Genomic DNA, 24,469 nt, shown 5'->3' on the forward strand with positions numbered 1-24,469 from the left:
AGTTAGGGTGAGAACATTTTCTGTTCAATTGCTACTCATTTACACGAACATCCGTGGTAGCAAAGTGAGAAAATGGTTATGCCCTCCCGTATTGCAACTTTATTGATTGTAATGGCGTTGTCCCTCCTGAGTATCAGCGCTCGGGCCACATCGCTGTTCAGTGAGGAAGAGCATGCCTGGATGGTGGCTAATCCCGTAATTAGCTATAGCGTGCAGCAGGAGTGGCCGCTTGATTATAGCGATCGGGGCAGGCACTTCGGCCTGAGCCGCGCGTATCTCGACCAGATTGAGAAGATGACCGGGCTGCGTTTTAAGCTGGCCGAAGAGCCCCGGAAGGCCGCGCTGGTTACCAATCTCGCACCGTCCCTGATGACAGACACAGAACGTGCAAAATGGCTTTTCAGCCAGCGCTGGATCACCACGAATGCACTGATGATCGCACGAGATGATGCCAGTAATTTACGTACTCTTGAGCATCTGCGCGGTAAACGGGTAGCGGTTCGTAAGGACAGTGACTATGAGCGCTGGCTACGCCGCTTCCATCCTGAGATTCATCTTTTTCCTCAGGAGGATATGCCTGCTCTGTTGCGAAGCGTAAGGGAAGGGGACGCCGATGTTGCCATCGGTGCCGATCTCATCATTCGTCCGCTGCTTTACCGCAGTTTGGGCAGTAAGCTGGTGGTCTCCGGACAACTTCCCTCGCTAGTGGCAGGCCTGCACATGGGGACGCTGCCCGAATTGCCTTTGTTGAAAACCATTATCGATAAAGCGTTGGGCGAGATGCCCGCAAGCCGAACAGACGCCATGTTCAGCCAGTGGATTGGCGATCTCAAAATTGGAAAGATAACTGCAGGCATGATTTTCGGCCTTTACCAGCTGGAACTTTCGCTCATTGCTCTGCTTCTGCTCGGTCTCGCATGGGCGCTGTGGCGCGCGCTATGGCACCGCAAACGTGCTGTCGCCAGCGAGGCGCGCATGAGTCAGTTTCTGGCAGTGATGAGCCATGAAATCCGCACCCCGATGAATGCGATGATTGCGGCCCTGGAGCTACTACGGCTGCCCGGCACCCCTTCACAGCGCAATGAGTATCTCGCCCTTGCGCACAGCTCATCAACACATTTAATGAATTTGCTGAACGACATTCTCGACCATAGCAAGCTGTCGCACAGTCAGCTTGTCCTGAGCAGGCAAGGCTTTTCACTGAAAAAACTGGTAGACGATCTGGTGGCAGTGCATCGTCCCCTGGCAGCTCAAAAGAGATTATTGCTGAATGTGACGCTGGATACGACGCTTGAGCGGCAGTGGATAGTGGGTGATGCACATCGCTTACGTCAGGTAATAAGTAACTTGTTGTCGAACGCCATTAAATTCACCGAAGCAGGCAGCGTCACGCTCCTCGTCTCTGCAGAACCTTATGACAATACGGAAGGATTACGTTTTACCGTCTGCGACACGGGCATTGGCATTCCGCTTGAGGCCCAGCTGACGCTCTTTGACGCCTGGACGCAGGCAGATTCTTCAGCCGCGCGCTCTTACAGCGGCAGCGGCCTGGGATTGTATATCTGCAAAGAACTGGTGAAATTAGCGGGGGGGCGATTAAGTTGCACCAGCAGACCGGGAGAAGGGGCGACTTTTATCGTTGAACTGCCAGTTATTTTCTGTGACGTATCCGTTGAAGATGTTAGCGAATCTGCCACCGTGCGAGAATTCGTAAAAGGCACCAGCGTTCTGATTGTAGAAGATCACCCCGCTAACCAGGCGATGATGGCAGCACAGCTGGGGGCGCTCAACTGTCACTATGATATTGCCGGAGAGGGCATGGAAGCTTTGGCGTTGCTTGCTGAGGAAAATTATTACGATGTCATCTTGCTTGACTGCAACCTTCCGGATATCGATGGTTATGAAGTCGCGCGGCGGATACGTGCCTTTGAAAGCGCTCAGGGTCTTGAGAGAACGCCGATTGTGGCAATTTCTGCGCTGAGTGGCTCAGCGCATCAGCAGAAATGTCTGGACAGTGGTATGCAGGCCTTGCTGACCAAACCTTTGCGGCTCTCGTGTCTGTCTTCAATGCTCATGCGCTGGTGCCAGACGGCTGGCACCATGTCGACAGAGGTTATAAATGTAAGGCCGGAGGGTGAGGTTGCCTCCTGGCTTTTACAGGACATCGCGGGCTTCGCCGAGGCGCTAAAACAGCAGGATGCTCGCTGGATGCTACATCACATTCATCGGTTACACGGCGCAGCTAAGGTCTATGCTCAACATGCGCTGGCTGAGTGCGCCGCGGCATTTGAGCAACAAATGCGCGAGGATAATATTCCTTCAGTGACGGAGGGCGAGCGCTGGATTGAACAGCTTAAGCGCCACCTTTCAGCAACTCATCTTTAATGATAAACAGCTCATGGTCAGCTTTCAGGCCCAGCTTACGCATTGCACTTTGCTTCTGACCACTGACCGTTTTAAGGCTTCGGGAAAATTTTTCGGCAATGTCGGTAACCGTCATACCGGTCAGGAAGCAGCGAATGACCTCCTGCTCCTTGGGCGAGAGCATTTTTAACGACACCGCGTGCTTAATATTGTCGGTGCTCAGGTTGCCATTGATGAGCACTTCTCCGTGGTGCTGCTGTTCGGCAAGACGTTGGGTCATTTCAGGTTCAAGGTAGATTCGCCCGGCCGTCAACTCGGTTATCGCTTTACTCAGCTCCTCAAATGGACGGTTTTTACCGATAAATCCCTTTGCTCCGCTGCGAAGAGAAAGCGCGACTGTGGCAGGATTGTAGTGTGCAGATACTACCAAAATGGCGATATTGGGATGGCGGCGGTGAAGGGTTTTGATGAGATTTAACCCATCCACATCCGATGGAGCCAGCTCATAGTCGACGATTGCAACATGGCAAGGTGTGGATTTTAGATGACTGAAAAACTCGTCGCTTGTGGTGAACGTGCCCGTTACGTTGAATGCTGGATTTTCGGTTAACACATCGCGTAATCCACGTAAGACTAAAAAGTGATCGTCCAGCAAGGTAATGGAGATATTTTTTTTTGCGAAATCCTTCATCTCAAATCACTCTGTTTACTCTGACAAATGGATACAAGTATAAGGTATTTTCTGAATAAAGATCGTTCGAAGTCCCTTTTTTTGCAGGTCAAAATGAAGCCCTTCAGCCAGATGGCGTATGCTAAATCATAAGGCAGCGATTTCATTCTTCCGCACGGCCCGTGAACTGTTCTGCTTTGTAACAAAAAGCATGTCCACCTGTTTGTCTTGTACAGGTTTTGAGAGTGCTCTTGTTCCGATAATAGTGAGCTTTTTCATATGATTTGCATCGGCACATTCACTAACTAAAAACATATATTATTAAAGTTAGAAAATAAATTATCTCTATTTGCTGAAGCTAAACGATTTAAGCGAAATTTCTGCGTGCACTGTATTAATTGAAAGCTGACAGAGTCGGAACCCATTTCGAAATATTCAGCAAATAAAATCAGCCCCAATATACGGAAGTTAATATGACGCTTTTAACTGCTGACTCCAGACGACTCATATTCGCCTGTGGCGTACTGATGCTGGCTGGCTGCGCCGGTCATTCAGGTACCCCATCAACCACCTTAACACAGGCCGCTGAGGACGCAAAGCCACTGCAACGCTGTCAGGATGAGTTGGCAGCCCTGAAACAATACGATGCGGCACGTTTTGAAAAGCATAACGGAACATTAACGGTGTTGTTAAATAACAGTGCCCAGTATTTGCTGACGCGGGATAAAGTTCAGGAAGACATAAAGAGCGTAGTAGATAGCATATTTCAGGCTCAGCTCGCGCGGGAATGCCAGGCAATTCATATCGCCTTGTATCAATCTATCGTGTCGCAAGCAGACGAGGGGATTAACCCATGAAAAGCGTAACAGCGATGCTGGGTATGCTTTTCCTGACTGGCTGCAACTCACACCCTGTTGAGCGTGAAAAAACACCTCAACCTGCACTGCTCAATGAATTTAATCAGCAGGTGGCGGCTGTTCATGAACAGGCCGGGCGTGGCGATGTGCTGTCTCAGCAACGTAGCGGGGCCTGGCTGTTTTCTGCCGGAAAGGATGCTTTAGCCGAACCATTGCTGCGTGCTGCGGCAGAGAAACATCAGGCGGAAGCACAATTTCTACTTGGCAGGCTCCTTCTGGAACAGCAACCCGCTGAGGGTCGACGGTGGTTAGAAGCCTCCGCTGAACAGGGAAACATCAGTGCCCAACAATTACTGGCCCGTCATTATCGTTCAGGTTTATTGAACGTTCATCCTGAGAAGGCGTTTAAGTGGCTACTCATGGCAGCTCAGCAGGGCGATGCACAGGCACAAAATGATGTGGGCGCCGCGTATACCCAGGGGGCAGGCGTAAAAAAAGATGTGCGCCAGGCATTCACCTGGTATAGCAAGTCGGCAAAGCAAGGCAACGCCCTTGCGCAGTTTAATCTGGCGGGGGCGTACCAGGCTGGAGAAGGGGTCTCTGCACAGCCAGAGCTGGCTTTTGCCTGGTACAACGCGGCAGTCAATAACAGCCGCGATGAGCGCCTGAAACGAACAGCGGAAAAAATGAAGTTACGTATGTATGCAGAAGCGTCGCGGCAGGGGAAAGCGTTAAAAGCCCGTCAACTGGCAGAGCAACTTCTTGTAAATAACTCAACATCATGGAGCGCAGAATGACAAACATGAGATTGACCAGACTCAGTTTCTGCATTGCTGCGCTGGTGTTGGCCCCAAGGATTAATGCAGCTGAGCCCGCGCTGACAGGCTACAACTCGGATAATACCATTCCTTATTCACTGTTTGATGATACGGAGAAAAAGCAACCGTGGATTAAGCCTCCGGTTGCCCGAACGCCTTCTCTGCGGCCCGCAACAACCGGACAGGCGAAGGAGAATCAGCGCGTGCAGGCGCTGGAAAAATCACTTTCAGAACAGCAGCGCCTCTACAAAGAGACGCTGGATAAGCACGCAGGGGAAGTTCAATCTTTGCAAAATAAGCTGAGCTCATCAGAGGTTGACAGGGAGGCAATGACGGCTCAGCGCGAGAAGCTGGATGCGCTACAGCGAGCGCTGGCCGAAGCACAAGCGCAGCACGACAATTCCGATCGGGAGCTGGCGGAGTTACGCGCAAAAGTTGCCGCCCATCAAATGCTGGAGGATTCCCGCGCAATAACCCAGTCTGCGTTTGCCGATCGGCTGAAGGAAAAAGAGGACAGCCTTCTCGCGATGTCGCAACAAATCGAAGCGCTGAAGGCTGAAAACAACGTTTTGACCGAAAAACAGCAGGCTGTTAAGCCTCAGACCCGCGAACAAAAAATTTCCTATGCCAACGGCGTGGCGTTTGCCAGCGATATAGTACGCGTCTTACGTTCGCAGCAGGAGGTGGGTATTGAACCCGATCGCCCGATGGTGCTTGCCGGTCTGAAAGATGCTTTCGGCCAACGTATCGCGTTACCAAAAGATGAAATTGCCGAACTGGTAAGCGATCTTGACCGCCAGCTTAATGAAAAAGTGGCCGAACAACAGCAGCAGCAAATACAGACGGCCAGTCAGCAGAAGAAGCTCGGTGAAGAGCTGATTAAAAAGACACAAAATCGTCCAGGAATGAAAGAGATGGATGGCGCCTATTACTTCGTCATTAAAAAAGGGGAGGGAGCAAAACTTAGCGCTGACAGCACAGCTGAAATGCTTATTACAGGGAAATTAGCCGATGGCACCGTATTTGATAACAGCGGTGAGCTGAATGAAATTCAGCAGCTTAAAATCGATACATTGCTTCCGGCAGTGAGCAAAATTATAAGCCAGAGTAACGTTGGCAGCGAACTCGAAATCATTCTGCCGCCAGAGCAGGCCTTTGGCGAGGCGGGAGCTCAGCCTCTAATTCCGCCTGGTGCAACCCTGGTATTAAAAATAAAAATCATCAGTGCTATGTGAAGCTCTGGCAGGAACAGCCATTACTATAAAGAATTTCGCTGAGCCATACCTCTCGTAATGGCGTTTTTTAATGTAAGGATAGACTAAAATAAGGTAATTATGATGACCAAAAATATCATTATTCTTGATGATCACCCTATTTTTCATAACGGCGTGAAACAGCTAATAGATTCGGAACCTTTACTGGAAGTGTTAGATATGTGCCGAACCCGCGAGGAGTTGTTTTTCTCGTTGAGCTTAGGGCCGGCAGATATACTTCTGTTAGATTGTTCGCTGCCAGACGGTGAAAGCAATATGCTTGAACTGGTTGAGCAGTTATCTCTACAGCTGACTGACTCAGCCCTGGTTTTGATGGGGGATAGTGTTTCACATCAAAAAATCGCTGAGCAATGTTCCCCAATGATTGCAGGGTATTTCTGTAAAACGTTACCGGCAGAAAATTTTCTCATTTTACTTCACCGTGTCCGAAGAATGCTTAATAATGAGTCAAATAATAACAGCAAATGCAATATAGTTATGCAAGATAATATTCCATTTGTAAGTAATCGTTTGTCGGTAAAAGAGAAGACCGTTATGAAATATCTACAAAAGGGTCTGAGCGTAACGCAAATAGCCGAGTGTTTAAACCGCAGCGTTAAAACGATTAGCTCTCAGAAAAGGCAAGCAATGCGTAAGCTCGATCTGAAGAACAATCGCGATATTTTTGAGTTGAAGATAAATGAGTTGTAGTCAATTTTGACAAAGCCGGGAGGAGTGCGGCCTGGATAATACTGGCAAGGAATGTAAAAGCGACTCTGAAAAATTTAGGCTGGGAAACTACGTGCGTGACAACAGTCTAGCCAGTTTATCTCAATAATGCACTGACTCGCGGCAGATATCCCTTACATTTTCCTCTGTTCTGAAGGTGAAATTCAAAAATAAACAAAATTTCTTTTTACTCATGCTTTTCCATCTGATATCACTTCTCCCCTTACACATGTCTGAGCATTGACCGTTGTAGACTATACTGGCCATTACCCAACGCTAAAAGGTGGTGTCATGAATATTTTACCTCCCGTTCGGCCTGAGCAATCCATTGAACGTCTGACGGCCATCCTTGAGCCGATCGCGGATAAAGTAAAGCTTGTGCCGCGTAAGCGGATCACCTGGAAACACAAAGGCCATCAGCAAATGTATCTTTTTCAGGAGGGTGAGCTTTCTTTGCTGCGGGCATCGGATGGCCTGCTCCTGGTGACCGTTTTTGAGCCTCATCTGTTCGGCATTGCCGAGATGATCCAGCCGACACAGGGTCATATATTACGTGCGGAAAGAGAGTCCATCATTTTACGTGCTGATGCAGATGAAGCAGCTGCGCTATTTCGCGAGCAGGGCGTCTGGGAAGATGTTGCGGCCTTGCTGTCGTATCATACGGCGTATCTCATTTATCGTGATGCGCAGGTCGTGCAGCAACGTACCTATTCCGTGATTCGTAGCTATCTGCAGGAGATGATATTACTGCCCGAAGAGGCGCGTATGCGAACCAGCATTCTGGAATATATTCAGGACCGCACGCTTCTTTCACGCAGCAGTATTCTCAACGTATTATCGGCGCTTAAGCAAGGTCAATATATCGCATTTAAGCGCGGCGGGTATTTAATGGAGGTTGGAAATTTACCGGAGTCGTTCTAAAATTTAAAATTAAACAGAAAAGCATTTCACGTTGTTCTCGTTTATCTATATCGTTTGCTCACTGAAACTATTCAACAGAGTAAACGGGATTTGTATGAAGAAGACACTTTTCGCATTAATTATTGCTAACGCGTTCACAGCCACAAATGCATTTGCAGCTGCAGATACAGGTACATGGTATAGCGGGGCTAAATTCGGCTGGTCACACTATTTTGACGCCAGCACCGGTTCTAAAGCGAGCGATAATAACAATGGCTCCAGCCAGTATAATATCGATCATGATAATGTCGGTGGCGGGGTTTACGCTGGCTATCAGATGACACCCTGGCTGGCAGTAGAAGGTGGTTACGATTATTTAGGAAATATGCAGATGAAAGGTAACCATAGCGCGGGCGCACAAATGAAAAGCCAGGGGCTGCAGATGTCCTTAAAAGCCAGCTATGCCGTGACCGACAGCTGGGATATCTATGGCCGCGCCGGGGCGATGGCCTATCGCGCAGAATCTGATGTAAGTGGTCACAATCGTTTCGATACAGGCGTTCGCCCGCTTGCCGCGGTGGGGACGGAGTATGCGTTCAACAAAAATTTGGCTGGCCGCCTCGAATATCAATGGGTAAGCAATGTGGGTAATGCCAACCAGATTGGCGTCAGCAGCGACGTAAGCTCCGTAACGGCAGGTCTGACATGGCGTTTTGGACAGCACGATTAATCGTTGTTAGCCTCTCAATGATAAAAGCCCGACTGCTCAGCAGTTGGGCTTTGTGCCATTTAAGTGACTAAAGGCTCAAGAGCAAGTTTAATCTTTTGCAGGCCGATAACGTTTTTATCTTTCAGGTATTGCTGATTAATCAGTTCAAGCTGCTCCAGTTTTGTCAGTGAGGCGTAGACTGGCTGAACGGAGCTATCTTCGGTGAAAATATCCTTCGCGGTAGCGTGCTGTAAATACTCTGATTTCAGCTGTGCTGATAATCTGTCTATCTGTATTTTATTCTCTTGATAAAGCGCTGCAATATGAGATGCCGGAACGGCAGGCGGTTTTTCTCCCGGTAAAACTAGCGGGACCTGCATATGGTGTATCTGTTCAACCTTATCTGGCGCAGAAGCGCTGCAGGCGGTTAATAAATTGAGGCTGAGCAGAGTCAGTAATAATGACCGTGTCTTCATGGGTAACTCGTGTTAAATAAGCAGAGCGGACATTATCGTAAACGACAGGCATATCTTCAGATTAAACTTGTTTAATTTTAAACATCTCACTGGGAATACTGAGCAACAGAACGCCAGTTCACGCTTTATATGTAAAACAGCCTGTATACGCAGCCATCCACGTACGCAGGGGGACGCAATCCGACAAGATAAGCGTTGTGAGCTGGCTTTTCGTGATAGCTATCAGGATCCCGTAAGGCTATGCTTCATTCAGCACGAGAATAATTACAGAGGCAATGTCATGGATAAAGAACTACTGGATGCGGGTTACCGGGCCTATACCGGCGAAAAAATTGACGTTTACTTCAACACCGGGATCTGCAAACACTCCGGTAACTGCGTGCGTGGAAGCGCAAAGCTGTTTAATCTGAAACGCAAGCCGTGGATTATTCCCGACGAAGTAGACGTGGAAACGGTTGTAAGCGTGATTGATACCTGCCCGAGCGGTGCGCTGAAGTACCGCCAAAAATAAGCGAGGAACCATGGATATTCTGGAAGGCCATAACAAGTTTTACGTGAATGATGCAGACGGCAATCAGGTCGCAGAGATTGTCTTCGTGCCGACCGGCGAGCATCTGAGCATTATTGAGCACACCGATGTCGATCCGAGCCTGAAGGGGCAGAGCGTTGGCAAACGGCTGGTGGCGAAAGTGGTGGAGAAGATGCGCGGTGAGAACCGCAAAATTATTCCGCTGTGCCCGTTTGCCAAGCATGAGTTTGATAATACGCGTGAATATGACGATATTCGGGCGTAAAACACACCGGCGATGGCCGGTGTTTTTTTATCTCATCTGTTCAAACAGCAGTATCAACGCGATCAGCACCATTATCCCTCCCGATGCCATGCTCACCAGACGCGCCGCCTGCGGCCGGGTCGCCAGCACCGCTCTCGAACCATACCCCACAAGCAGATAGACCAGCGTGCAGGTGACCAGGTGCATCACGCCAAGCGCGGACATCTGCATCGCTATCGACCAGCTTCCGGCCGGATCTGTAAACTGCGGAAGCAGCGCCAGAAACAGCAAAAATACTTTCGGGTTAAGGCCGCTAATGCAGAGCCCTTTCACCGCCCACTGTTTCCAGTTTCCCGCGTGGTGGGTGGCCTTTTCCGGTGCGGCGGGGTGACGTAACAGCGTAATGCCAAGCCACAGGAGATATATCGCCCCCGCGAGGGTCAGCCCGGTTAACGCCAGCGGATGTTGAGCAATCAGTACGCCCACGCCAGCCACAACAATCAGCGTGGCTAACAGATGCCCGGACATCAACCCCATCACTGCCGGGACAACGCGTTTCCCGTTAATCCCGGCGCTAATGGCGTAGGCCCAGTCGGCACCCGGCGTCATGATGAGCAGAAAAGAAACCACCCAAAAGCCGGCCACAATACTCATTTCCATCGTCCTGAAGACTCCCGCAGTGCGTCAAAGTTGAGAAAAAGAATATCGCTAACCCTGCGAAATAGGCTTTCAATGTTATGCTCATAACACGGTTAAAATGAGAAAATCTTCCACATGGATAGCATCGATCGAAAAATTCTTGCGGAGCTACAGTCTGATGGCCGCTTATCCCTGACCGAGCTGGCTGAACGGGTGAATCTGAGCCTCTCGCCGTGCCATCGTCGCGTGCGGGCGCTGGAGCAAAGCGGGGCCATAACGGGATACCGTGCCAGCCTCGACCCCGCCAAAATGGGCTTTAACTTTCTGGCGATAGTGTTTGCGACGCTAAAAGAGGGGGACCGAAAGGCGGTAAGCGCGTTTGAAGAGGCGGTAGAAGAGATCCCGCAGATCGTGCTGGCACAGCGTCTGTTTGGCGATCCGGATTATCTAATGCACGTCGTGACCCGCGACCTGTCGGCTTTTCAGAAACTCTATGACGAGAAACTCTCCGCCATGCCCGGCGTGCAGCACCTTCGCTCTACGCTTGTCATGAAAACGGTAGTGCAGGACAGACCTTTTCCGCTGGAATCAGCGGGGCGGGACTAAGAGGCATGCCCGACAGACGTCGGGCATGAAAGGGGGTTAGCCAACAAACATTACCGACACGCACAGCACGCCGACGATCAGCGTCAGCAGGCTGCCAATGGAGCGGTACGGTTTCAGGGAAGGGATCAGATACGTCGACAGCGTCGGCATGATAAACAGGATCATGGCGATAAGCGGGCCGCTGATGGCGTAAATCATCGAAATGGCGTTCGGGTTAATGCAGCAGACGGCAAAGGTGATTAACGACACTCCCATTATGGAAATCGCGCGGTTAAAGGCGCGGCTCTTTTTTATCCCCACCTGATTCAGCGACGACTTCACGATCTCCGTCGCCCCTTCAATCACCCCAAAATAGGTGCCGAGGAACGATTTCGACATCGCTACGATCGCCACGATAATTCCCGAAATCCCCAGCCAGGCGGGAGAAGAGGGCATCATCGACAGCGCTGAGAGGATCGTTACCCCCTGCTCTTTGGCGGCCACAATATAGGACGGCGGGATTGAGAGCAGGCAGCTGAAGACAAAGAACAGCACGCTCAGGCAGATAATCAGGTACGCCACCTTCATGATCTTCTTGCATTTATCCATGGCTCCGTCGGCAAACTTCTCGCGACGGTCAACGGCAAACGTTGAGATAATCGGGGTATGGCTAAAAGCAAACACCATCACCGGAATTGAAATCCAAACCTGGTGCAGCGTATGGCGATCGAAGGCCATCTGGCTGGTGAGCAACGAGGGCTGCCAGCTTCCGGTGAGATAGATCGAGACAAACAGGAAGTAGGCAATCAGCGGAAACACCAGGAAGCCCATCACTTTTATCGTGATATGCCGTCCCATCAGGAAGATCAGATTCAATACCAGCACCACCCCCAGGCTGACCAGCACGCGAACGGCGGTATCCACCGTCAGGTGTTTTGCCAGCTGCTCGGTTAACGAGTTGGTTATGGCCACCGCATAAATCTGCACCACCACAAAGAAGGCGATGAAATAGAGCGTGGTGATTAGATTGCCAATCTTCTTACCATAGTAGTGGGAGACGGCGCCGGTGATCCCTTCATGACCTTTGGTTTTTGACGAGAGAATAAATTGCGCCAGCGCCCGGTGCGGCCAGTAGGTTAACGGGTAGGCCACAAGGGCGGTGATAAACAGGACAATAGCGCCTGCGGAGCCCAGCTGAATGGGCAAGAACAGCGTTCCTGCGCCCACGGCCGTGCCATAGAGAGCGAAACTCCAGAGAGTCTCATCTTTTGACCAAATTTTCGACATTAGAGCAACGTTTCAACTAACAAACCATCAGAATGGCGTGCAATTTACCATAGTTATGCCCGGAGAGCGCAGTTGCTTCGACGGAGTTTGGCCGGAACGGACGTCCGGCCAGTGGAGGTTTAGCCTGCCAGAGCGCGTCGTTGCTGGCGACGCTTAAGAAATTTCTCGCGCAGGGTATCGTACGCCCAGTTATAGAACATGGTGTACGGCAGGAAGAACAGGAAGAAACCTATTTCCAGCGTGAATGCCTGAAGCAGGGTCACGCCCAGCACGGCGGCGACAATCGACACGCCGATCACAATAAACCCGCATTCGAACCCCAGGGCGTGCAGCGCGCGAACCTTAGCCGTGCGTTTGACCCGCTGGACAGGCCAGAAACGGTCGAAACCGAAGTTATAGATAATGTTCCAGAGCATGGCAGTGGTAGCCAGGATAATGGTTAACCCACCCATCTCCACCACCGAGCGCTGCATCAGCCACGCCGCCGTGGGGGCGAGAATTGCCGTGGCAATCCCTTCGAAACAGACAGCATGAAAGATCCGCTCCGGCAGCTTACGTTGGAGTGCATCCTGATGTTGCATAGTGTAGACCTCATTAATTCGCCGGTATGGGCGTTGATGCAGCCTATTTTTATCGCTAAAGCTGATATATTAAAGATAGTATCCATCGATAAAGTAGATAGTTTATGCGCTATTCACCTGAAGCCCTTACCGCGTTTGTTGAGACCGTTGCGGCAGGCTCTTTTTCTGCTGCCGCGCGCCGGCTGCGTAAAAGCCAGTCGACGATCAGCACCTCCATTGCCAATCTTGAAGCCGATCTGGGGTTCGAACTGTTTGACCGCTCGGCGCGCCAGCCGGTGTTAACGGTCCAGGGAGAACAGGTGCTGGGCTACGTGCAGGCCATCCTCGCCGCCAGCACGCGGCTGGATGAGCTGGCGGTGTCGTTAACGGCACAAACGGAGGCGCGTCTGACGTTTGTCCTCTCCGATACCCTCAACCCCGACGTGCTGGAAGATCTGATGAAGCAGTTTGACGCCCGCTTTCCCCACACGGAATTCGAATGCCTGATTGGCGAGGAAGAGGACGTGATCGATCTGCTGCAAAAGGAGCGCGCGCAGGTGGGCCTGACGGAAGCGCGAGACGGTTACCCGACGGATATTGGCGCTACCCGGCTGCCGGTGCAGACCCGAATGGCGATATACGTCGCGACCACGCATCCGCTCGCCGGACAACACGAGGTGCAGAGCGACGAGCTGCACGGCTGGCGGGAGCTGAGGCTCAGCACCTACCTTGAGCGCGAGGCTGAGATCGCGCGCGGGCCCGTCTGGTCAGCGCCGAACTACCTGCTACTGCTGAGTATGGCCGTCCAGGGGTTCGGCTGGTGCGTGCTGCCGTGCGCGCTGGTGGATGAATTCGCCGCCGCGAAGTCGCTGGTACAGCTCAATGTTCCCGGCTGGCCACGGGCGATCGGCATTGATTTGCTGTGGAATAAACGATCCCCTCCCGGCGTAGCCGGAAGCTGGCTGCGGCAGTATCTGCAGGATGCATGCTAATCCTTGTGATTAAACTCACTATTTTTAAACAATTAAGATAATTGCCAGTAACAATCCTCTACTATCGTCATGTCATTTAACACAGAGGTCGTGATGAAAGATGTCGTAATAGTGGGTGCGTTGCGTACGGCTATCGGCTGTTTTCAGGGAGCGCTTGCGCGTCACTCGGCGGTTGATCTGGGCAGCGTGGTCGTTAAAGCGCTGGTGGAACGTAGCGGGATTGCCGCCCATGAAGTTGACGAGGTGATCCTGGGGCAGGTTCTCACGGCCGGAGCCGGGCAAAACCCTGCGCGCCAGGCGGCGCTAAAGGGCGGGCTGCCCAATACCGTATCCGCCATCACCATCAACGACGTCTGTGGTTCAGGATTAAAAGCGCTGCATCTCGCCACCCAGGCCATTCAGTGCGGTGAAGCGGATGTGGTTATTGCTGGCGGACAAGAGAACATGAGCCGCGCGCCGCACGTTCTGACCGACAGCCGTACCGGGGCGCAGCTGGGCAACAGCCAGCTGCTCGACAGCCTCGTGCATGACGGGCTGTGGGACGCGTTCAACGACTATCATATGGGCGTGACGGCAGAAAACCTGGCGCGCGAGTACGGCATTAGCCGCGAACTGCAGGACGCCTATGCGCTCAGTTCGCAGCAAAAAGCGCGTGCCGCGATTGATTCCGGTCGCTTTCGCGACGAGATTGTTCCGGTCAGCACGCAGCGTCAGAACGGCGAGGTTATCGTGATAGATACCGATGAACAGCCGCGCACCGACGCCAGCGCGGAAGGCCTGGCGAGACTGAATCCCGCGTTTGAAACCCAGGGCTCGGTCACGGCGGGAAATGCCTCTTCCATTAACGACGGTGCCGCCGCCGTGATGATGATGAGCGAAAGCAAAGCCCTTGAGCTCGATCTCCCCGTGCTGGCCCGCATTAAGGCGTTTGCCAGCGTGGGCGTGGATCCTGCGTTAATGGGGATTGCGCCGGTTTACGCTACCCGTCGCTGCCTGGAGCGCGCAGGGTGGCAGCTTTCTGATGTGGATCTGATTGAAGTGAACGAAGCCTTTGCCGCGCAGGCGATCTCGGTCGGCAAAATGCTGGAGTGGGATCCGCTGCGGGTCAACGTAAACGGCGGGGCGATTGCGCTGGGGCATCCCATTGGCGCGTCCGGCTGCCGGATCCTGGTCTCCCTGGTTCACGAAATGAAAAAGCGAAACGCGCGCAAAGGGATCGCTACCCTCTGTATAGGCGGCGGACAGGGCGTGGCGCTCGCCATCGAACGCTAATCTCTTCTCACTGAAAAAACCTCCTCCGGGAGGTTTTTTTTATCGCGGTCTTCTCCTCATGAGGAGTAATCGTGATCCGCGCGTCATTTCTGTTATAAACAAAAATAAAAAATGAAACGTTGTTTTAATTGCAATTGAAAACCCTATTTTATGCCGCTAGTATGTGCTCATCATAAAACGAAACGTCGTTTCGTTTAATTTCTGCCTTCGGGCATGACCACATCTGGAGGTTACCGTGGACGTCAGACAAAGCATCCACAGCGCGCACGCCAAAACGCTGGATACTCAGGGACTGCGCAGCGAGTTTTTAGTTGAGCAGGTGTTCGAAGCCGATAAGTACACCATGGTTTATAGCCACATCGACCGCATTATCGTGGGCGGCATTATGCCGGTGGCGAAAACCGTCTCCGTGGGCGGTGAAGTGGGCAAGCAGCTGGGCGTAAGCTACTTCCTGGAGCGTCGTGAACTGGGCGTGATTAACATCGGCGGCCCGGGCACGATTACCGTGGACGGCCAGTGCTACGAGATTGGCCACCGCGACGGGCTGTACGTCGGCAAAGGGGCGAAAGAGGTGGTCTTTGCCAGCATCGACGGCGGTAAACCCGCGAAGTTTTACTATAACTGCGCTCCCGCGCACACCGCTTATCCAACCACAAAAGTGACGCCTGCGGACGTTGCGCCCGTGACGCTGGGCGATAACCTCACCAGCAACCGCCGCACCATCAATAAATATTTCGTTCCGGATGTGCTGGAGACCTGCCAGCTCAGCATGGGGCTGACCGAACTGGCCCCGGGCAATCTGTGGAACACCATGCCGTGCCATACCCATGAACGCCGCATGGAGGTCTACTTCTACTTCAACATGGATGAAGACGCTTGCGTGTTCCACATGATGGGACAGCCTCAGGAAACCCGCCATATCGTCATGCATAACGAGCAGGCGGTGATTTCACCCAGCTGGTCAATTCACTCCGGCGTGGGGACGAAAGCCTATACCTTCATCTGGGGTATGGTTGGAGAAAACCAGGTCTTCGATGACATGGACCACGTCGCGGTTAAGGATCTGCGCTAGTCGCGGGCAGTTAAGCATACATCTGCCTGTTAATGACAGGCGCTGAAAGAGTAAGGAACAAACATGATTCTGGATGCATTTTCTCTGCAGGGTAAAGTGGCCGTGGTTTCCGGGTGTGACACCGGACTGGGCCAGGGGATGGCGTTAGGCCTGGCGGAAGCGGGCTGTGATATCGTCGGGATCAACATCGTTGAGCCCACGGAAACCATCGAACGCGTGACCGCGCTGGGCCGCCGTTTTCTCAGCCTGACCGCCGACCTGCGTAAAATTGACGCCATTCCGGAACTGCTGGAGCGCGCCGTGGCGGAATTTGGCCATATCGACATTCTGGTCAACAACGCGGGGCTGATCCGCCGTGAAGACGCGATCAACTTCAGCGAGACCGACTGGGACGACGTCATGAACCTGAACATCAAGAGCGTGTTCTTTATGTCGCAGGCGGCGGCGAAGCACTTCATCGCGCAGGGGAAGGGCGGCAAGATCATAAACATCGCCTCGATGCTCTCCTTCCAGGGCGGCATCCGCGTGCCGTCTTACACCGCGTCGAAAAGCGCGGTGATGGGCGTGACCCGCCTGCTGGCGAACGAATGGGCGCAGCACAACATCAACGTCAACGCGATTGCGCCGGGCTACATGGCCACCAATAACACCCAGCAGCTTCGCGCGGACGAAGAACGCAGTGCGGCGATCCTGGAGCGTATTCCGGCGGGCCGCTGGGGGCTGCCGAGCGATCTGATGGGGCCGGTTGTGTTCCTGGCTTCCCCGGCATCGGACTATATCAATGGTTATACCGTCGCGGTTGATGGCGGCTGGCTGGCGCGATAACCTTACTTATGACAAACACCTCTGCTCTTCAGCGGAGGTTTTTTTTGCTTAAAATTTGCCAAAGTCCATATTGATAAACACGAAAAATCCATACTGAAAATTCATAGATGACTACCATCACACTTTTATTACTGAAAAATTAAGGCATTAGTAAAATTAGGTGATTATCCGGCATTAGTTGAAATTGTAATGTCCATCACAGATCGCTATGCCATAGCGAAATAATCCATATCTTCACGAATTCCGGCCTGACACTTTTCCCCGCTATCTCGTAATTTCACTTAACGAATTTTGCTGTTGAGGCAGGAAAAATATGACATCTATAAATGACTCTACCCTGATGCCCGCCGCGCTGCGCGATACCCGCCGCATGAACCAGTTTGTCTCCATTGCGGCAGCCGTGGCCGGTTTGCTGTTTGGCCTGGATATCGGCGTTATCGCCGGGGCGCTGCCGTTTATTACCGATCACTTCACGCTGAGTAACCGCCTTCAGGAATGGGTGGTGAGCAGCATGATGCTCGGCGCGGCCATCGGCGCGCTGTTTAACGGCTGGCTTTCGTTCCGCCTTGGGCGTAAATACAGCCTGATGGTCGGGGCGGTCCTGTTTGTTGCCGGGTCCATTGGCTCGGCGTTTGCCACCAACGTTGAAGTGCTGCTGCTCTCCCGCGTGCTGCTGGGCGTGGCGGTAGGGATTGCCTCCTACACCGCGCCGCTGTATCTCTCTGAAATGGCGAGCGAGAACGTGCGCGGCAAGATGATCAGCATGTACCAGCTGATGGTGACGCTGGGCATCGTGCTGGCGTTCCTGTCCGATACGTACTTCAGCTACAGCGGTAACTGGCGGGCGATGCTCGGCGTGCTGGCGCTGCCTGCGGTAGTGCTGATTTTGTTAGTGATCTTCCTGCCCAACAGCCCGCGCTGGCTGGCGCAAAAAGGGCGTCACGTGGAGGCGGAGGAGGTGCTGCGCATGCTGCGCGACACGTCTGAGAAAGCGCGTGAAGAGCTGAACGAGATCCGCGAAAGCCTGAAGCTGAAGCAGGGCGGCTGGTCGCTGTTTAAGGCTAACCGCAACGTGCGCCGCGCGGTGTTTCTCGGCATGTTGCTGCAGGCGATGCAGCAGTTCACCGGGATGAACATCATCATGTATTACGCGCCGCGCATTTTCAAAATGGCCGGTTTTACCACCACCGAACAGCAGATGATCGCCACGCTGGTGGTGGGGCTGACCTTTATGTTCGCGACCTTTATTGCGGTATTCACCGTCGATAAAGCCGGACGTAAACCGGCGCTGAAGATCGGCTTTAGCGTGATGGCGCTCGGTACGCTGATCCTCGGCTACTGCCTGATGCAGTTTGATAACGGCACGGCGTCCAGCGGCCTCTCCTGGCTCTCCGTGGGCATGACCATGATGTGTATTGCTGGCTACGCGATGAGCGCCGCGCCGGTGGTGTGGATCCTGTGCTCTGAAATTCAGCCGCTGAAATGCCGCGATTTTGGCATCACCTGTTCCACCACCACCAACTGGGTATCGAACATGATCATCGGCGCGACCTTCCTGACGCTGCTGGATGCGATTGGCGCGGCGGGAACCTTCTGGCTCTACACGGTGCTGAACGTGGCGTTTATTGGCGTGACATTCTGGCTGATTCCAGAAACCAAAGGCGTGACGCTGGAGCATATTGAACGCAAGCTGATGAGCGGGGAGAAACTGCGAAATATCGGCGTGTAAGAGTTAATGCCGGGTAAGGCGCAGCCGCCACCCGGCTTTTTGGTTTACACAAGGATTCACACGAGTAATGCCGTAAATAACTACCAACTTTGATAGCAATTCCTCAGATAGTCCATTCTCGCATTCAGATTATTCTTAGTTTCTTGTATTATCGGGCAACTGAATTCACCCGGCAGGAATTTACTGCATTCGAAACAGAAGAACGGCTATGTCAGCAATGGATTTCAAAAAAAACACGGACCTCGACTTTCCCTCGTATGCCCCTCCAGCAGTCAGTTCAAAAGAGATCGATCTTCTGGGTCTGTTAGATGTTCTGATTACCGCGAAAAAGCGTATTGCCACCATTATCTTTGTTTTCGCGCTGGCAGGTCTGGCAATTGCGCTTCTGCTACCGCAAAAATGGACCAGTAAAGCGGTGATCACTCCGGCGGAACAGACGCAGTGGAACCCGCTGCGCCAGATGATGGTTGCGCTGCAGGTTCTTGATGTGAAGGTGCCGGTTACCCGTCAGGAAGTCTTTGACCTGTTTATTAAAAAATTCCAGTCGCAGTCATTGCTTGAAGAGTATATGACCTCTTCCACTTACGTGATGGCGCAGCTTAAAAATGCGGAAGTGGACCCGCTTGAACTGCACCGTGCGGTTGTCAATATTGCAGAAAGAATGAAGGCGGTGAATGATGTTCAGGGAAAAGACGCGGATAAAGCGCCTTTCGTCTCCTGGACATTGAGCTTCACCGCGCCGACCGCAGCCGATGCCCAGTCCGTCCTGGAAGGGTATATCAACTATATCTCGGCAATCGTTGAGAAAGAGACGGTGCAGAATATCCGCAACCAGATCGCCCTCAAAACGAACGAGGTAGAACAGCAGCTGGCGCTCGACCGCGTTCGTCTGACCAATGTGCATAACACCAACCTGCAGCGGCTGAACTATTCGCTGGAAGTGGCGAATGCCGCGGGCATTAAGAAGCCCGTCTACAGCAACGGACAGGCGATAAAAGACGATCCGGATTACTCCGTTGCGCTCGGGGCTGACGGTATCGCGGAAAAGCTAAAGATTGAAAAAAATCTGAAGGACGTGACGGAGCTGAACGCGGACTTCCAGAACCGGGAATATTACCTGGCGCAGCTGAAAAAACTCTCCTTCGCAGACGTTAAGCTTGAGCCATTCAGGTATCAGCTTTCGCCCTCCATGCCGGTGAAAAAAGACGGCCCGGGCACAGGCATGATTGTCATTCTGGCGGCGATCCTTGGCGCTCTCTTTGCCTGCGGCAGCGTGTTACTGCGTGAGGCCATGCTCAGCCGAAACCCATTGCCAGAGCCGGTAACGGATTAAATTTGCATACAGGAAGGCGCTGAAACAGCGCCTTTTTTATTTCAGGAAATCCTCGCGAACAGGCGTAAAGGTGTCCAGCAGCGTGCCGGCACTGAGGCAGACGCAGCCGTGCATCACGTGCGGTTTTTTGTAGAGCGTATCTCCCGCCGTCACGACATGCTTCTCTTCACCAATGGTAAATTCAAATTCACCGGAGAGAACATAGGTTAACTGTTCGTGCGGGTGGTTATGCAGTGGGCCAATCGCGCCCTGCTCAAAATGCACTTCAACCGCCATCATCCTGCCGCCGTGGGCCAGCACGCGGCGCGTAACGCCGTTCCCCAGATCTTCAGACGCGGTTTCTTTGTGGAACATAAACATGGCTTTGCCCTTTATAATAAAACGGTGTTTTATTTAATTTATATCGGCCAGCTTAAAAAGAAAACGACGTAATAAAGAACTGGAAACAGGATCACAAGTTTGCTTCACTGGCTTAAAGAGATAAGGAGGGGTGATGAAAACGATTGGCCTGATAGGTGGGATGAGCTGGGAATCGACTATCCCTTATTACCGCCTGATTAACGAAGGGGTAAAGCAGCGTCTGGGCGGCCTGCACTCCGCGAGCCTGCTGCTGCACAGCGTTGATTTTCATGAAATCGAAGCCTGCCAGTCGAGCGGCGAATGGGATAAAGCCGGAGAAATCCTGGCCGATGCCGCGCTGGGGCTGGAGCGTGCGGGGGCGCAGGGCATTCTGCTGTGTACCAACACGATGCACAAAGTGGCCTCGCACATTGAAGCGCGCAGTTCTCTGCCGTTCCTGCACATCGCGGACGCCACCGGACGCGCCATTCGCGCTTCGGGAATGTCGCGCGTGGCCTTGCTGGGCACGCGTTACACCATGGAGCAGGATTTCTATCGCGGGCGCCTGCAAAGCGAGTTTGGGATTGAAAGCCCGATCCCGGATGAGGGGGACCGGACGCGCATCAATCAGATTATCTTTGACGAGCTCTGCCTCGGAACCTTCAGCGAAACTTCCCGCGCATATTACGTCAGCGTAATAGAGAAACTGGCGCAGCAGGGGGCTGAAGGGGTGATTTTCGGCTGCACGGAGATCGGTTTGCTGGTGCCGGCCGAACGAAGCCCCATTCCGGTATTTGATACCGCAGCCATTCACGCGGCAGATGCCGTGGAATTTATGCTGTCATAACGGGTTTTGCAGGTCAGGTAAGCGAAGCGCCACCTGACGCGCATGCTCAACTAAGTGTTCGGTGAATGCGTCCACCAGCGCGGAAGCCGGACGGTGCAGCGGGCGGATAAGGCTTACGGTGAACGGGACGGAAACGCTAAAACGGCGGATGACGATCCCGCTTCCTGCATAGTCCAGCGCCGTAAGCGGATTGACGACCGCGACGCCAACGCCCGCACGCACCATCGCGCATATTGACGCCGCGCTGTGCGTTTCCACGACCATCCGCCGCTTCACCTGATGCTCAGCAAAAAGCGTATCCAGCAGCTGCCGGTAGCTGTCCGTTTGCGACAGGCTAATGTAGTTTTCACCGTGAAAATCCGCGGGCGTCAGCGCCGCTTTGTGGGCAAGCCGATGCCCGGCGGGCAGTACGCACACTTCATCCAGCGCGAGCAGTTCCGTGCGTGCCGTTCCCGCGGGGGTCGAGAGGGTTTCGGTTAATCCGAGATCGTGACGCTGTGCCGACAGCCACTCTTCGAGCAGGGGCGACTCCTGCGGCACGATGGTGAGATTGACCTCGGGATAGCGGGCCAGAAAAGGCTGGAGCAGCGTCGGCAAGAAGGACTGAGAGAAGACAGGCAGGCAGACAATCGACAGCTCGCCCTGACGAAACTCGCGCAGGCTTTCCGCCGCGCTGACGATTCTGTCCAGTCCGTACCAGGAGCGCTGCACTTCTTCAAACAGGCGTAACCCCTGCACCGTCGGGTGAAGCCTGCCCCGGGCGCGTTCGAACAGCTTCAGCCCCAGCACTTTCTCGAAGCGCGCCAGCTCGCGGCTGACCGTCGGCTGCGAGGTATGCAGCATTTGCGCGGCTTCGGTGAGATTGCCGGTGGTCATCACGGCGTGAAAAATCTCGATGTGGCGTAAATTGACGGCGGGCATAGGGCACCTGAAAGCAAAGAACTGTCCATATCATTTTTGCATAGACTCGCGATAAAACGATATTTTTTATTCTGCTTCCGCTGTGGCGTAATCATAAAAAATGAATTGACCTGGAGAAGACCATGCCACGCCCGCTCAACCAGACGGATACCGATTTGAACGCTGAAAACCTGCTGCGCCTGCCCGCCGAATTTGGCTGCCCGGTATGGGTCTACGACGCGCAGATCGTTCGCGAGAAGATCGCCGCCCTGCATCAGTTTGACGTGGTGCGTTTTGCCCAGAAGGCCTGCTCCAATATTCATATTCTGCGCCTGATGCGCGAGCAGGGCGTGAAGGTTGACTCCGTGTCGCTGGGCGAAATCGAGCGTGCGCTGGCGGCAGGCTTTGATCCGAAAACCGATCCTGACGCGATCGTCTTTACCGCGGATGTGATCGACGACGCCACGCTTGCGCGCGTGCATGAACTGCAGGTGCCGGTGAACGCCGGTTCTGTGGATATGCTGGAGCAGCTTGGGCAGGTTTCGCCAGGTCATCGCGTCTGGCTGCGGATCAACCCGGGCTTTGGTCACGGCCACAGCCAAAAAACCAACACCGGGGGCGAAAACAGCAAGCACGGGATCTGGTATGCCGATATGCCTGCCGCGCTTGAGGTACTGCAGCGCTACAGCCTGAAGCTGGTGGGCATTCACATGCACATTGGCTCCGGCGTTGATTACGGGCACCTGGAGCAGGTGTGCGGGGCAATGGTGCGCCAGGTTGTTGACTTCGGTCAGGATCTGGAGGCGATCTCCGCCGGTGGCGGTCTTTCCATTCCTTACCGCGAAGGGGAAGAGGCGATCGACACCGATCACTATTACGGCCTGTGGAGCGCCGCGCGCGATCGGATCGCCGCGCATCTGGGCCATGCCGTGAAGCTGGAAATTGAGCCGGGTCGTTTCCTGGTGGCCGAAGCCGGCGTGCTGGTGGCGCAGGTGCGCAGCGTCAAAGAGATGGGCTCCCGCCACTTCGTGCTGATTGACGCGGGCTTTAACGACCTGATGCGTCCGTCCATGTACGGCAGCTACCATCACATTACCGCCCTGGCTGCCGATGGCCGCGATTTAACGCACGCCCCGCGCCGCGAGACGGTGGTCGCAGGCCCGCTGTGTGAATCCGGTGACGTGTTTACCCAGCAGGAAGGCGGCAAAGTTGAAACCCGCGCGCTGCCGGAGGTGAAGCCGGGCGATTACCTGGTGCTGCACGACACCGGAGCGTACGGGGCGTCTATGTCCTCGAACTACAACAGCCGTCCGCTGCTGCCGGAAGTGCTGTTTGATAACGGCAAGGCGCGGCTGATCCGCCGTCGCCAGACTATTCAGGAACTGCTGGCGCTGGAGCTCGTTTGATGAAAGTACGGCCCCGTTGTGACCGAATCGCGTAATACCAGCGTGCCGGTAAACGGCGGGATCGCATCGACCGGCTGGTTTTTCGCCAGCCGGATCGCCTGATCGATAGCCGTGACGATCATATTATCTATCGGCAGATAAACCGACGACAGCGCAGGCTCCAGCCACTTCGCGCTTGGGGCATCGTCAAAGCCGAACAGGGAGATATCCTGCGGGATCTTAAGCCCTGCCTGATGCAGCGCTTTAGACGCGCCCAGCGCCATATCATCGTTACAGGCAAACAGCGCGCTGAACGACACCCCTTCAGCAATCAGCTCTTTACACAGCTCATAGCCCCGCGTCATTCCCGCATCACCGTACTTTATCCGACGTTCGTCCAGGCGAATGCCGTGCTTTTCCAGCGCCTTGCGGTAGCCCATCAGCCGCGCTTTACCCGTGGGGGTGTGGATCGGAACGGTAATGCAGGCGATCTCCCGGTGGCCCTGATTGATCAGGTAATCCACCGCCTTAAACGCGGCATCCTGCTGTTCGAAGAACACGCAGCGCTCCGGTGCCTGGCTGACTTCACGGTTGATGACCACCAGCGGCGTTTGCACGGTATTAATCAGCTTGATGATCGCTTTTTCGCTCATATAGCGCGTGTAAAGCACGATGGCATCGCACTGGCGGTCGGCCAGCATCTGCACCGCCTGCTCTTCCTGCTCTGGCGCGTCGTGACCGTCGGTGACGATCAGCTGTTTCCCGTGGGTTTCGGTCTGCCGCGACGCCTGCTGCAAAAGACGACCAAAGTAAAAGCCGTCAAAGGTAGAGACGACCAGACCAATGCTGTTGCTGGTCTGGTTAGCCAGCGAACGCGCGAGAAAGTTTGGGCGGTAGCCCAGCTCTTCCATCGCAGCAAAGACCTGCTGACGCGTGCTCTCTTTAACCTGACCTGTGCCGTTCAGCACGCGCGAGACGGTAGCCTTCGACACGCCCGCGCGCAGTGAGACATCCAGCATTGTTGCCATTCTTCATTCCTGCTTCCACGTAATGGTCTGCAGTTTAACACAGACCTGACAGCGTATAAGCGATGCGGGAAGCGCAAAACTTCTGCCACGATCACGCTTTTTGGTCACGATTCGCCTGGCCTGCCGG

The 24,469-nt window shown here is 53.6% G+C and carries 26 protein-coding genes; 18 read left to right on the forward strand and 8 right to left on the reverse strand.

Annotated elements, in window-relative coordinates; all coding sequences use genetic code 11:
- Positions 1–78 precede the first annotated feature (78 nt).
- Positions 79–2,385: an ATP-binding protein gene (locus USG84_RS11190; protein WP_320738266.1), complete on the forward strand. Its 2,307-nt coding sequence runs from the start codon at positions 79–81 to the stop codon at positions 2,383–2,385.
- Here USG84_RS11190 and USG84_RS11195 read toward each other — a convergent pair.
- On the reverse strand, positions 2,354–3,055 hold the full coding sequence (locus USG84_RS11195) for a response regulator transcription factor (protein WP_253543238.1): 702 nt from the start codon (positions 3,053–3,055) through the stop codon (positions 2,354–2,356). The two genes, USG84_RS11190 and USG84_RS11195, sit on opposite strands and share 32 nt — an antisense overlap.
- A 452-nt stretch (positions 3,056–3,507) precedes the next feature.
- Between USG84_RS11195 and USG84_RS11200 the strand changes: the two genes are divergently transcribed.
- The 6 genes from USG84_RS11200 (at position 3,508) to USG84_RS11225 (ending at position 8,321) form a co-directional block, all read left to right on the forward strand.
- Positions 3,508–3,891, forward strand: a complete 384-nt coding sequence (locus USG84_RS11200; RefSeq protein ID WP_151412366.1) for a hypothetical protein — start codon at positions 3,508–3,510, stop codon at positions 3,889–3,891.
- Positions 3,888–4,688: a tetratricopeptide repeat protein gene (locus USG84_RS11205; RefSeq protein ID WP_320726743.1), complete on the forward strand. Its 801-nt coding sequence runs from the start codon at positions 3,888–3,890 to the stop codon at positions 4,686–4,688. Before USG84_RS11200 ends, USG84_RS11205 begins: the two co-directional genes overlap by 4 nt.
- On the forward strand, positions 4,673–5,944 hold the full coding sequence (locus tag USG84_RS11210) for an FKBP-type peptidyl-prolyl cis-trans isomerase (protein ID WP_320738267.1): 1,272 nt from the start codon (positions 4,673–4,675) through the stop codon (positions 5,942–5,944). The genes USG84_RS11205 and USG84_RS11210 overlap by 16 nt, the downstream gene beginning before the upstream one ends.
- A gap of 99 nt (positions 5,945–6,043) precedes the next feature.
- On the forward strand, positions 6,044–6,673 hold the full coding sequence (locus USG84_RS11215; protein ID WP_151412369.1) for a response regulator transcription factor: 630 nt from the start codon (positions 6,044–6,046) through the stop codon (positions 6,671–6,673).
- Positions 6,674–6,982: 309 nt separating this feature from the next.
- Positions 6,983–7,612 carry a helix-turn-helix domain-containing protein gene (locus USG84_RS11220; RefSeq protein WP_061097180.1) on the forward strand — a complete coding sequence of 210 codons (630 nt, stop codon included), beginning with the start codon at positions 6,983–6,985 and terminating at the stop codon, positions 7,610–7,612.
- Positions 7,613–7,706: 94 nt separating this feature from the next.
- Positions 7,707–8,321 (forward strand): outer membrane beta-barrel protein, encoded by a 615-nt coding sequence (locus USG84_RS11225; RefSeq protein ID WP_151412370.1) that lies wholly within the window; start codon positions 7,707–7,709, stop codon positions 8,319–8,321.
- Positions 8,322–8,380: 59 nt separating this feature from the next.
- Here USG84_RS11225 and USG84_RS11230 read toward each other — a convergent pair whose 3' ends face one another.
- On the reverse strand, positions 8,381–8,776 hold the full coding sequence (locus tag USG84_RS11230; protein WP_151412371.1) for a hypothetical protein: 396 nt from the start codon (positions 8,774–8,776) through the stop codon (positions 8,381–8,383).
- Between the two features lie 280 nt (positions 8,777–9,056).
- Here USG84_RS11230 and yjdI point away from each other — a divergent pair, with 280 nt between their 5' ends.
- Positions 9,057–9,287: a 4Fe-4S mono-cluster protein YjdI gene (gene yjdI, locus USG84_RS11235; protein WP_253543231.1), complete on the forward strand. Its 231-nt coding sequence runs from the start codon at positions 9,057–9,059 to the stop codon at positions 9,285–9,287.
- Between the two features lie 10 nt (positions 9,288–9,297).
- Positions 9,298–9,570, forward strand: coding sequence for a GNAT family N-acetyltransferase (locus USG84_RS11240; protein ID WP_151412372.1), 273 nt, complete (start codon positions 9,298–9,300; stop codon positions 9,568–9,570).
- A gap of 27 nt (positions 9,571–9,597) precedes the next feature.
- Here USG84_RS11240 and USG84_RS11245 read toward each other — a convergent pair whose 3' ends face one another.
- Positions 9,598–10,209 carry a LysE family translocator gene (locus USG84_RS11245; protein WP_253543230.1) on the reverse strand — a complete coding sequence of 204 codons (612 nt, stop codon included), beginning with the start codon at positions 10,207–10,209 and terminating at the stop codon, positions 9,598–9,600.
- A gap of 114 nt (positions 10,210–10,323) precedes the next feature.
- Between USG84_RS11245 and USG84_RS11250 the strand changes: the two genes are divergently transcribed.
- The gene (locus USG84_RS11250; protein ID WP_061097185.1) at positions 10,324–10,794 is read left to right on the forward strand and encodes an Lrp/AsnC family transcriptional regulator; all 471 of its coding nucleotides are present in this window, start codon (positions 10,324–10,326) and stop codon (positions 10,792–10,794) included.
- 36 nt (positions 10,795–10,830) lie between these two features.
- On the opposite strand, the gene USG84_RS11255 is transcribed toward USG84_RS11250, so the two are convergent.
- Positions 10,831–12,060, reverse strand: a complete 1,230-nt coding sequence (locus tag USG84_RS11255; protein WP_151412373.1) for an amino acid permease — start codon at positions 12,058–12,060, stop codon at positions 10,831–10,833.
- 119 nt (positions 12,061–12,179) lie between these two features.
- Entirely contained in the window at positions 12,180–12,641 is a 462-nt protein-coding gene (locus USG84_RS11260; protein WP_020687112.1) for a multidrug/biocide efflux PACE transporter, read from the reverse strand.
- A 104-nt stretch (positions 12,642–12,745) separates the two neighbouring features.
- On the opposite strand from USG84_RS11260, the gene USG84_RS11265 reads away from it, so the two are divergent.
- The 6 genes from USG84_RS11265 to wzz(fepE) all read left to right on the forward strand — a co-directional run bounded on the left by USG84_RS11265 (position 12,746) and on the right by wzz(fepE) (position 19,843).
- Positions 12,746–13,612, forward strand: a complete 867-nt coding sequence (locus USG84_RS11265; protein WP_320738268.1) for a LysR family transcriptional regulator — start codon at positions 12,746–12,748, stop codon at positions 13,610–13,612.
- A gap of 93 nt (positions 13,613–13,705) precedes the next feature.
- Positions 13,706–14,884: an acetyl-CoA C-acetyltransferase gene (locus tag USG84_RS11270; protein WP_316380100.1), complete on the forward strand. Its 1,179-nt coding sequence runs from the start codon at positions 13,706–13,708 to the stop codon at positions 14,882–14,884.
- 235 nt (positions 14,885–15,119) lie between these two features.
- A complete protein-coding gene (kduI, locus tag USG84_RS11275) occupies positions 15,120–15,956 on the forward strand; it encodes a 5-dehydro-4-deoxy-D-glucuronate isomerase (protein WP_151412374.1) in 837 nt (278 codons plus the stop codon).
- Positions 15,957–16,019: 63 nt separating this feature from the next.
- On the forward strand, positions 16,020–16,781 hold the full coding sequence (gene kduD, locus USG84_RS11280) for a 2-dehydro-3-deoxy-D-gluconate 5-dehydrogenase KduD (protein WP_061097190.1): 762 nt from the start codon (positions 16,020–16,022) through the stop codon (positions 16,779–16,781).
- Between the two features lie 313 nt (positions 16,782–17,094).
- Entirely contained in the window at positions 17,095–18,510 is a 1,416-nt protein-coding gene (locus USG84_RS11285; protein WP_320738269.1) for a sugar porter family MFS transporter, read from the forward strand.
- A gap of 208 nt (positions 18,511–18,718) precedes the next feature.
- Positions 18,719–19,843 (forward strand): LPS O-antigen length regulator Wzz(fepE), encoded by a 1,125-nt coding sequence (wzz(fepE), locus tag USG84_RS11290; protein ID WP_151412375.1) that lies wholly within the window; start codon positions 18,719–18,721, stop codon positions 19,841–19,843.
- Positions 19,844–19,879: 36 nt separating this feature from the next.
- On the opposite strand, the gene USG84_RS11295 is transcribed toward wzz(fepE), so the two are convergent.
- Entirely contained in the window at positions 19,880–20,203 is a 324-nt protein-coding gene (locus USG84_RS11295) for a cupin domain-containing protein (RefSeq protein ID WP_151412376.1), read from the reverse strand.
- A 133-nt stretch (positions 20,204–20,336) separates the two neighbouring features.
- Between USG84_RS11295 and USG84_RS11300 the strand changes: the two genes are divergently transcribed.
- On the forward strand, positions 20,337–21,029 hold the full coding sequence (locus tag USG84_RS11300; protein ID WP_151412377.1) for an aspartate/glutamate racemase: 693 nt from the start codon (positions 20,337–20,339) through the stop codon (positions 21,027–21,029).
- Here USG84_RS11300 and USG84_RS11305 read toward each other — a convergent pair.
- Complete coding sequence (locus USG84_RS11305; RefSeq protein WP_253543226.1) at positions 21,024–21,950, reverse strand: LysR family transcriptional regulator; 927 nt, start codon at positions 21,948–21,950, stop codon at positions 21,024–21,026. The two genes, USG84_RS11300 and USG84_RS11305, sit on opposite strands and share 6 nt — an antisense overlap.
- Before the next feature lie 122 nt (positions 21,951–22,072).
- On the opposite strand from USG84_RS11305, the gene lysA reads away from it, so the two are divergent.
- On the forward strand, positions 22,073–23,335 hold the full coding sequence (gene lysA / locus USG84_RS11310) for a diaminopimelate decarboxylase (protein WP_151412378.1): 1,263 nt from the start codon (positions 22,073–22,075) through the stop codon (positions 23,333–23,335).
- Here the strand turns inward: lysA and USG84_RS11315 are convergent.
- Positions 23,305–24,342, reverse strand: coding sequence for a LacI family DNA-binding transcriptional regulator (locus tag USG84_RS11315; RefSeq protein ID WP_061097196.1), 1,038 nt, complete (start codon positions 24,340–24,342; stop codon positions 23,305–23,307). The genes lysA and USG84_RS11315 overlap by 31 nt on opposite strands.
- Positions 24,343–24,469: the final 127 nt, after the last annotated feature.

The organism is Enterobacter sp. 168J2, from assembly GCF_034107265.1.
GTDB classification, from domain to species: Bacteria; Pseudomonadota; Gammaproteobacteria; order Enterobacterales; family Enterobacteriaceae; genus Enterobacter; species Enterobacter nematophilus.

What these genes read in the sequence shown, in the direction of transcription:
- USG84_RS11190 (WP_320738266.1), top strand. Translation starts at nt 79, where the DNA reads ATGCCCTCCCGTATTGCAACTTTATTGATTGTAATGGCGTTGTCCCTC.
- USG84_RS11195 (WP_253543238.1), bottom strand. Translation starts at nt 3,055, where the DNA reads ATGAAGGATTTCGCAAAAAAAAATATCTCCATTACCTTGCTGGACGAT.
- USG84_RS11200 (WP_151412366.1), top strand. Translation starts at nt 3,508, where the DNA reads ATGACGCTTTTAACTGCTGACTCCAGACGACTCATATTCGCCTGTGGC.
- USG84_RS11205 (WP_320726743.1), top strand. Translation starts at nt 3,888, where the DNA reads ATGAAAAGCGTAACAGCGATGCTGGGTATGCTTTTCCTGACTGGCTGC.
- USG84_RS11210 (WP_320738267.1), top strand. Translation starts at nt 4,673, where the DNA reads ATGGAGCGCAGAATGACAAACATGAGATTGACCAGACTCAGTTTCTGC.
- USG84_RS11215 (WP_151412369.1), top strand. Translation starts at nt 6,044, where the DNA reads ATGATGACCAAAAATATCATTATTCTTGATGATCACCCTATTTTTCAT.
- USG84_RS11220 (WP_061097180.1), top strand. Translation starts at nt 6,983, where the DNA reads ATGAATATTTTACCTCCCGTTCGGCCTGAGCAATCCATTGAACGTCTG.
- USG84_RS11225 (WP_151412370.1), top strand. Translation starts at nt 7,707, where the DNA reads ATGAAGAAGACACTTTTCGCATTAATTATTGCTAACGCGTTCACAGCC.
- USG84_RS11230 (WP_151412371.1), bottom strand. Translation starts at nt 8,776, where the DNA reads ATGAAGACACGGTCATTATTACTGACTCTGCTCAGCCTCAATTTATTA.
- yjdI (WP_253543231.1), top strand. Translation starts at nt 9,057, where the DNA reads ATGGATAAAGAACTACTGGATGCGGGTTACCGGGCCTATACCGGCGAA.
- USG84_RS11240 (WP_151412372.1), top strand. Translation starts at nt 9,298, where the DNA reads ATGGATATTCTGGAAGGCCATAACAAGTTTTACGTGAATGATGCAGAC.
- USG84_RS11245 (WP_253543230.1), bottom strand. Translation starts at nt 10,209, where the DNA reads ATGGAAATGAGTATTGTGGCCGGCTTTTGGGTGGTTTCTTTTCTGCTC.
- USG84_RS11250 (WP_061097185.1), top strand. Translation starts at nt 10,324, where the DNA reads ATGGATAGCATCGATCGAAAAATTCTTGCGGAGCTACAGTCTGATGGC.
- USG84_RS11255 (WP_151412373.1), bottom strand. Translation starts at nt 12,060, where the DNA reads ATGTCGAAAATTTGGTCAAAAGATGAGACTCTCTGGAGTTTCGCTCTC.
- USG84_RS11260 (WP_020687112.1), bottom strand. Translation starts at nt 12,641, where the DNA reads ATGCAACATCAGGATGCACTCCAACGTAAGCTGCCGGAGCGGATCTTT.
- USG84_RS11265 (WP_320738268.1), top strand. Translation starts at nt 12,746, where the DNA reads ATGCGCTATTCACCTGAAGCCCTTACCGCGTTTGTTGAGACCGTTGCG.
- USG84_RS11270 (WP_316380100.1), top strand. Translation starts at nt 13,706, where the DNA reads ATGAAAGATGTCGTAATAGTGGGTGCGTTGCGTACGGCTATCGGCTGT.
- kduD (WP_061097190.1), top strand. Translation starts at nt 16,020, where the DNA reads ATGATTCTGGATGCATTTTCTCTGCAGGGTAAAGTGGCCGTGGTTTCC.
- USG84_RS11285 (WP_320738269.1), top strand. Translation starts at nt 17,095, where the DNA reads ATGACATCTATAAATGACTCTACCCTGATGCCCGCCGCGCTGCGCGAT.
- USG84_RS11295 (WP_151412376.1), bottom strand. Translation starts at nt 20,203, where the DNA reads ATGTTTATGTTCCACAAAGAAACCGCGTCTGAAGATCTGGGGAACGGC.
- USG84_RS11300 (WP_151412377.1), top strand. Translation starts at nt 20,337, where the DNA reads ATGAAAACGATTGGCCTGATAGGTGGGATGAGCTGGGAATCGACTATC.
- USG84_RS11305 (WP_253543226.1), bottom strand. Translation starts at nt 21,950, where the DNA reads ATGCCCGCCGTCAATTTACGCCACATCGAGATTTTTCACGCCGTGATG.
- lysA (WP_151412378.1), top strand. Translation starts at nt 22,073, where the DNA reads ATGCCACGCCCGCTCAACCAGACGGATACCGATTTGAACGCTGAAAAC.
- USG84_RS11315 (WP_061097196.1), bottom strand. Translation starts at nt 24,342, where the DNA reads ATGGCAACAATGCTGGATGTCTCACTGCGCGCGGGCGTGTCGAAGGCT.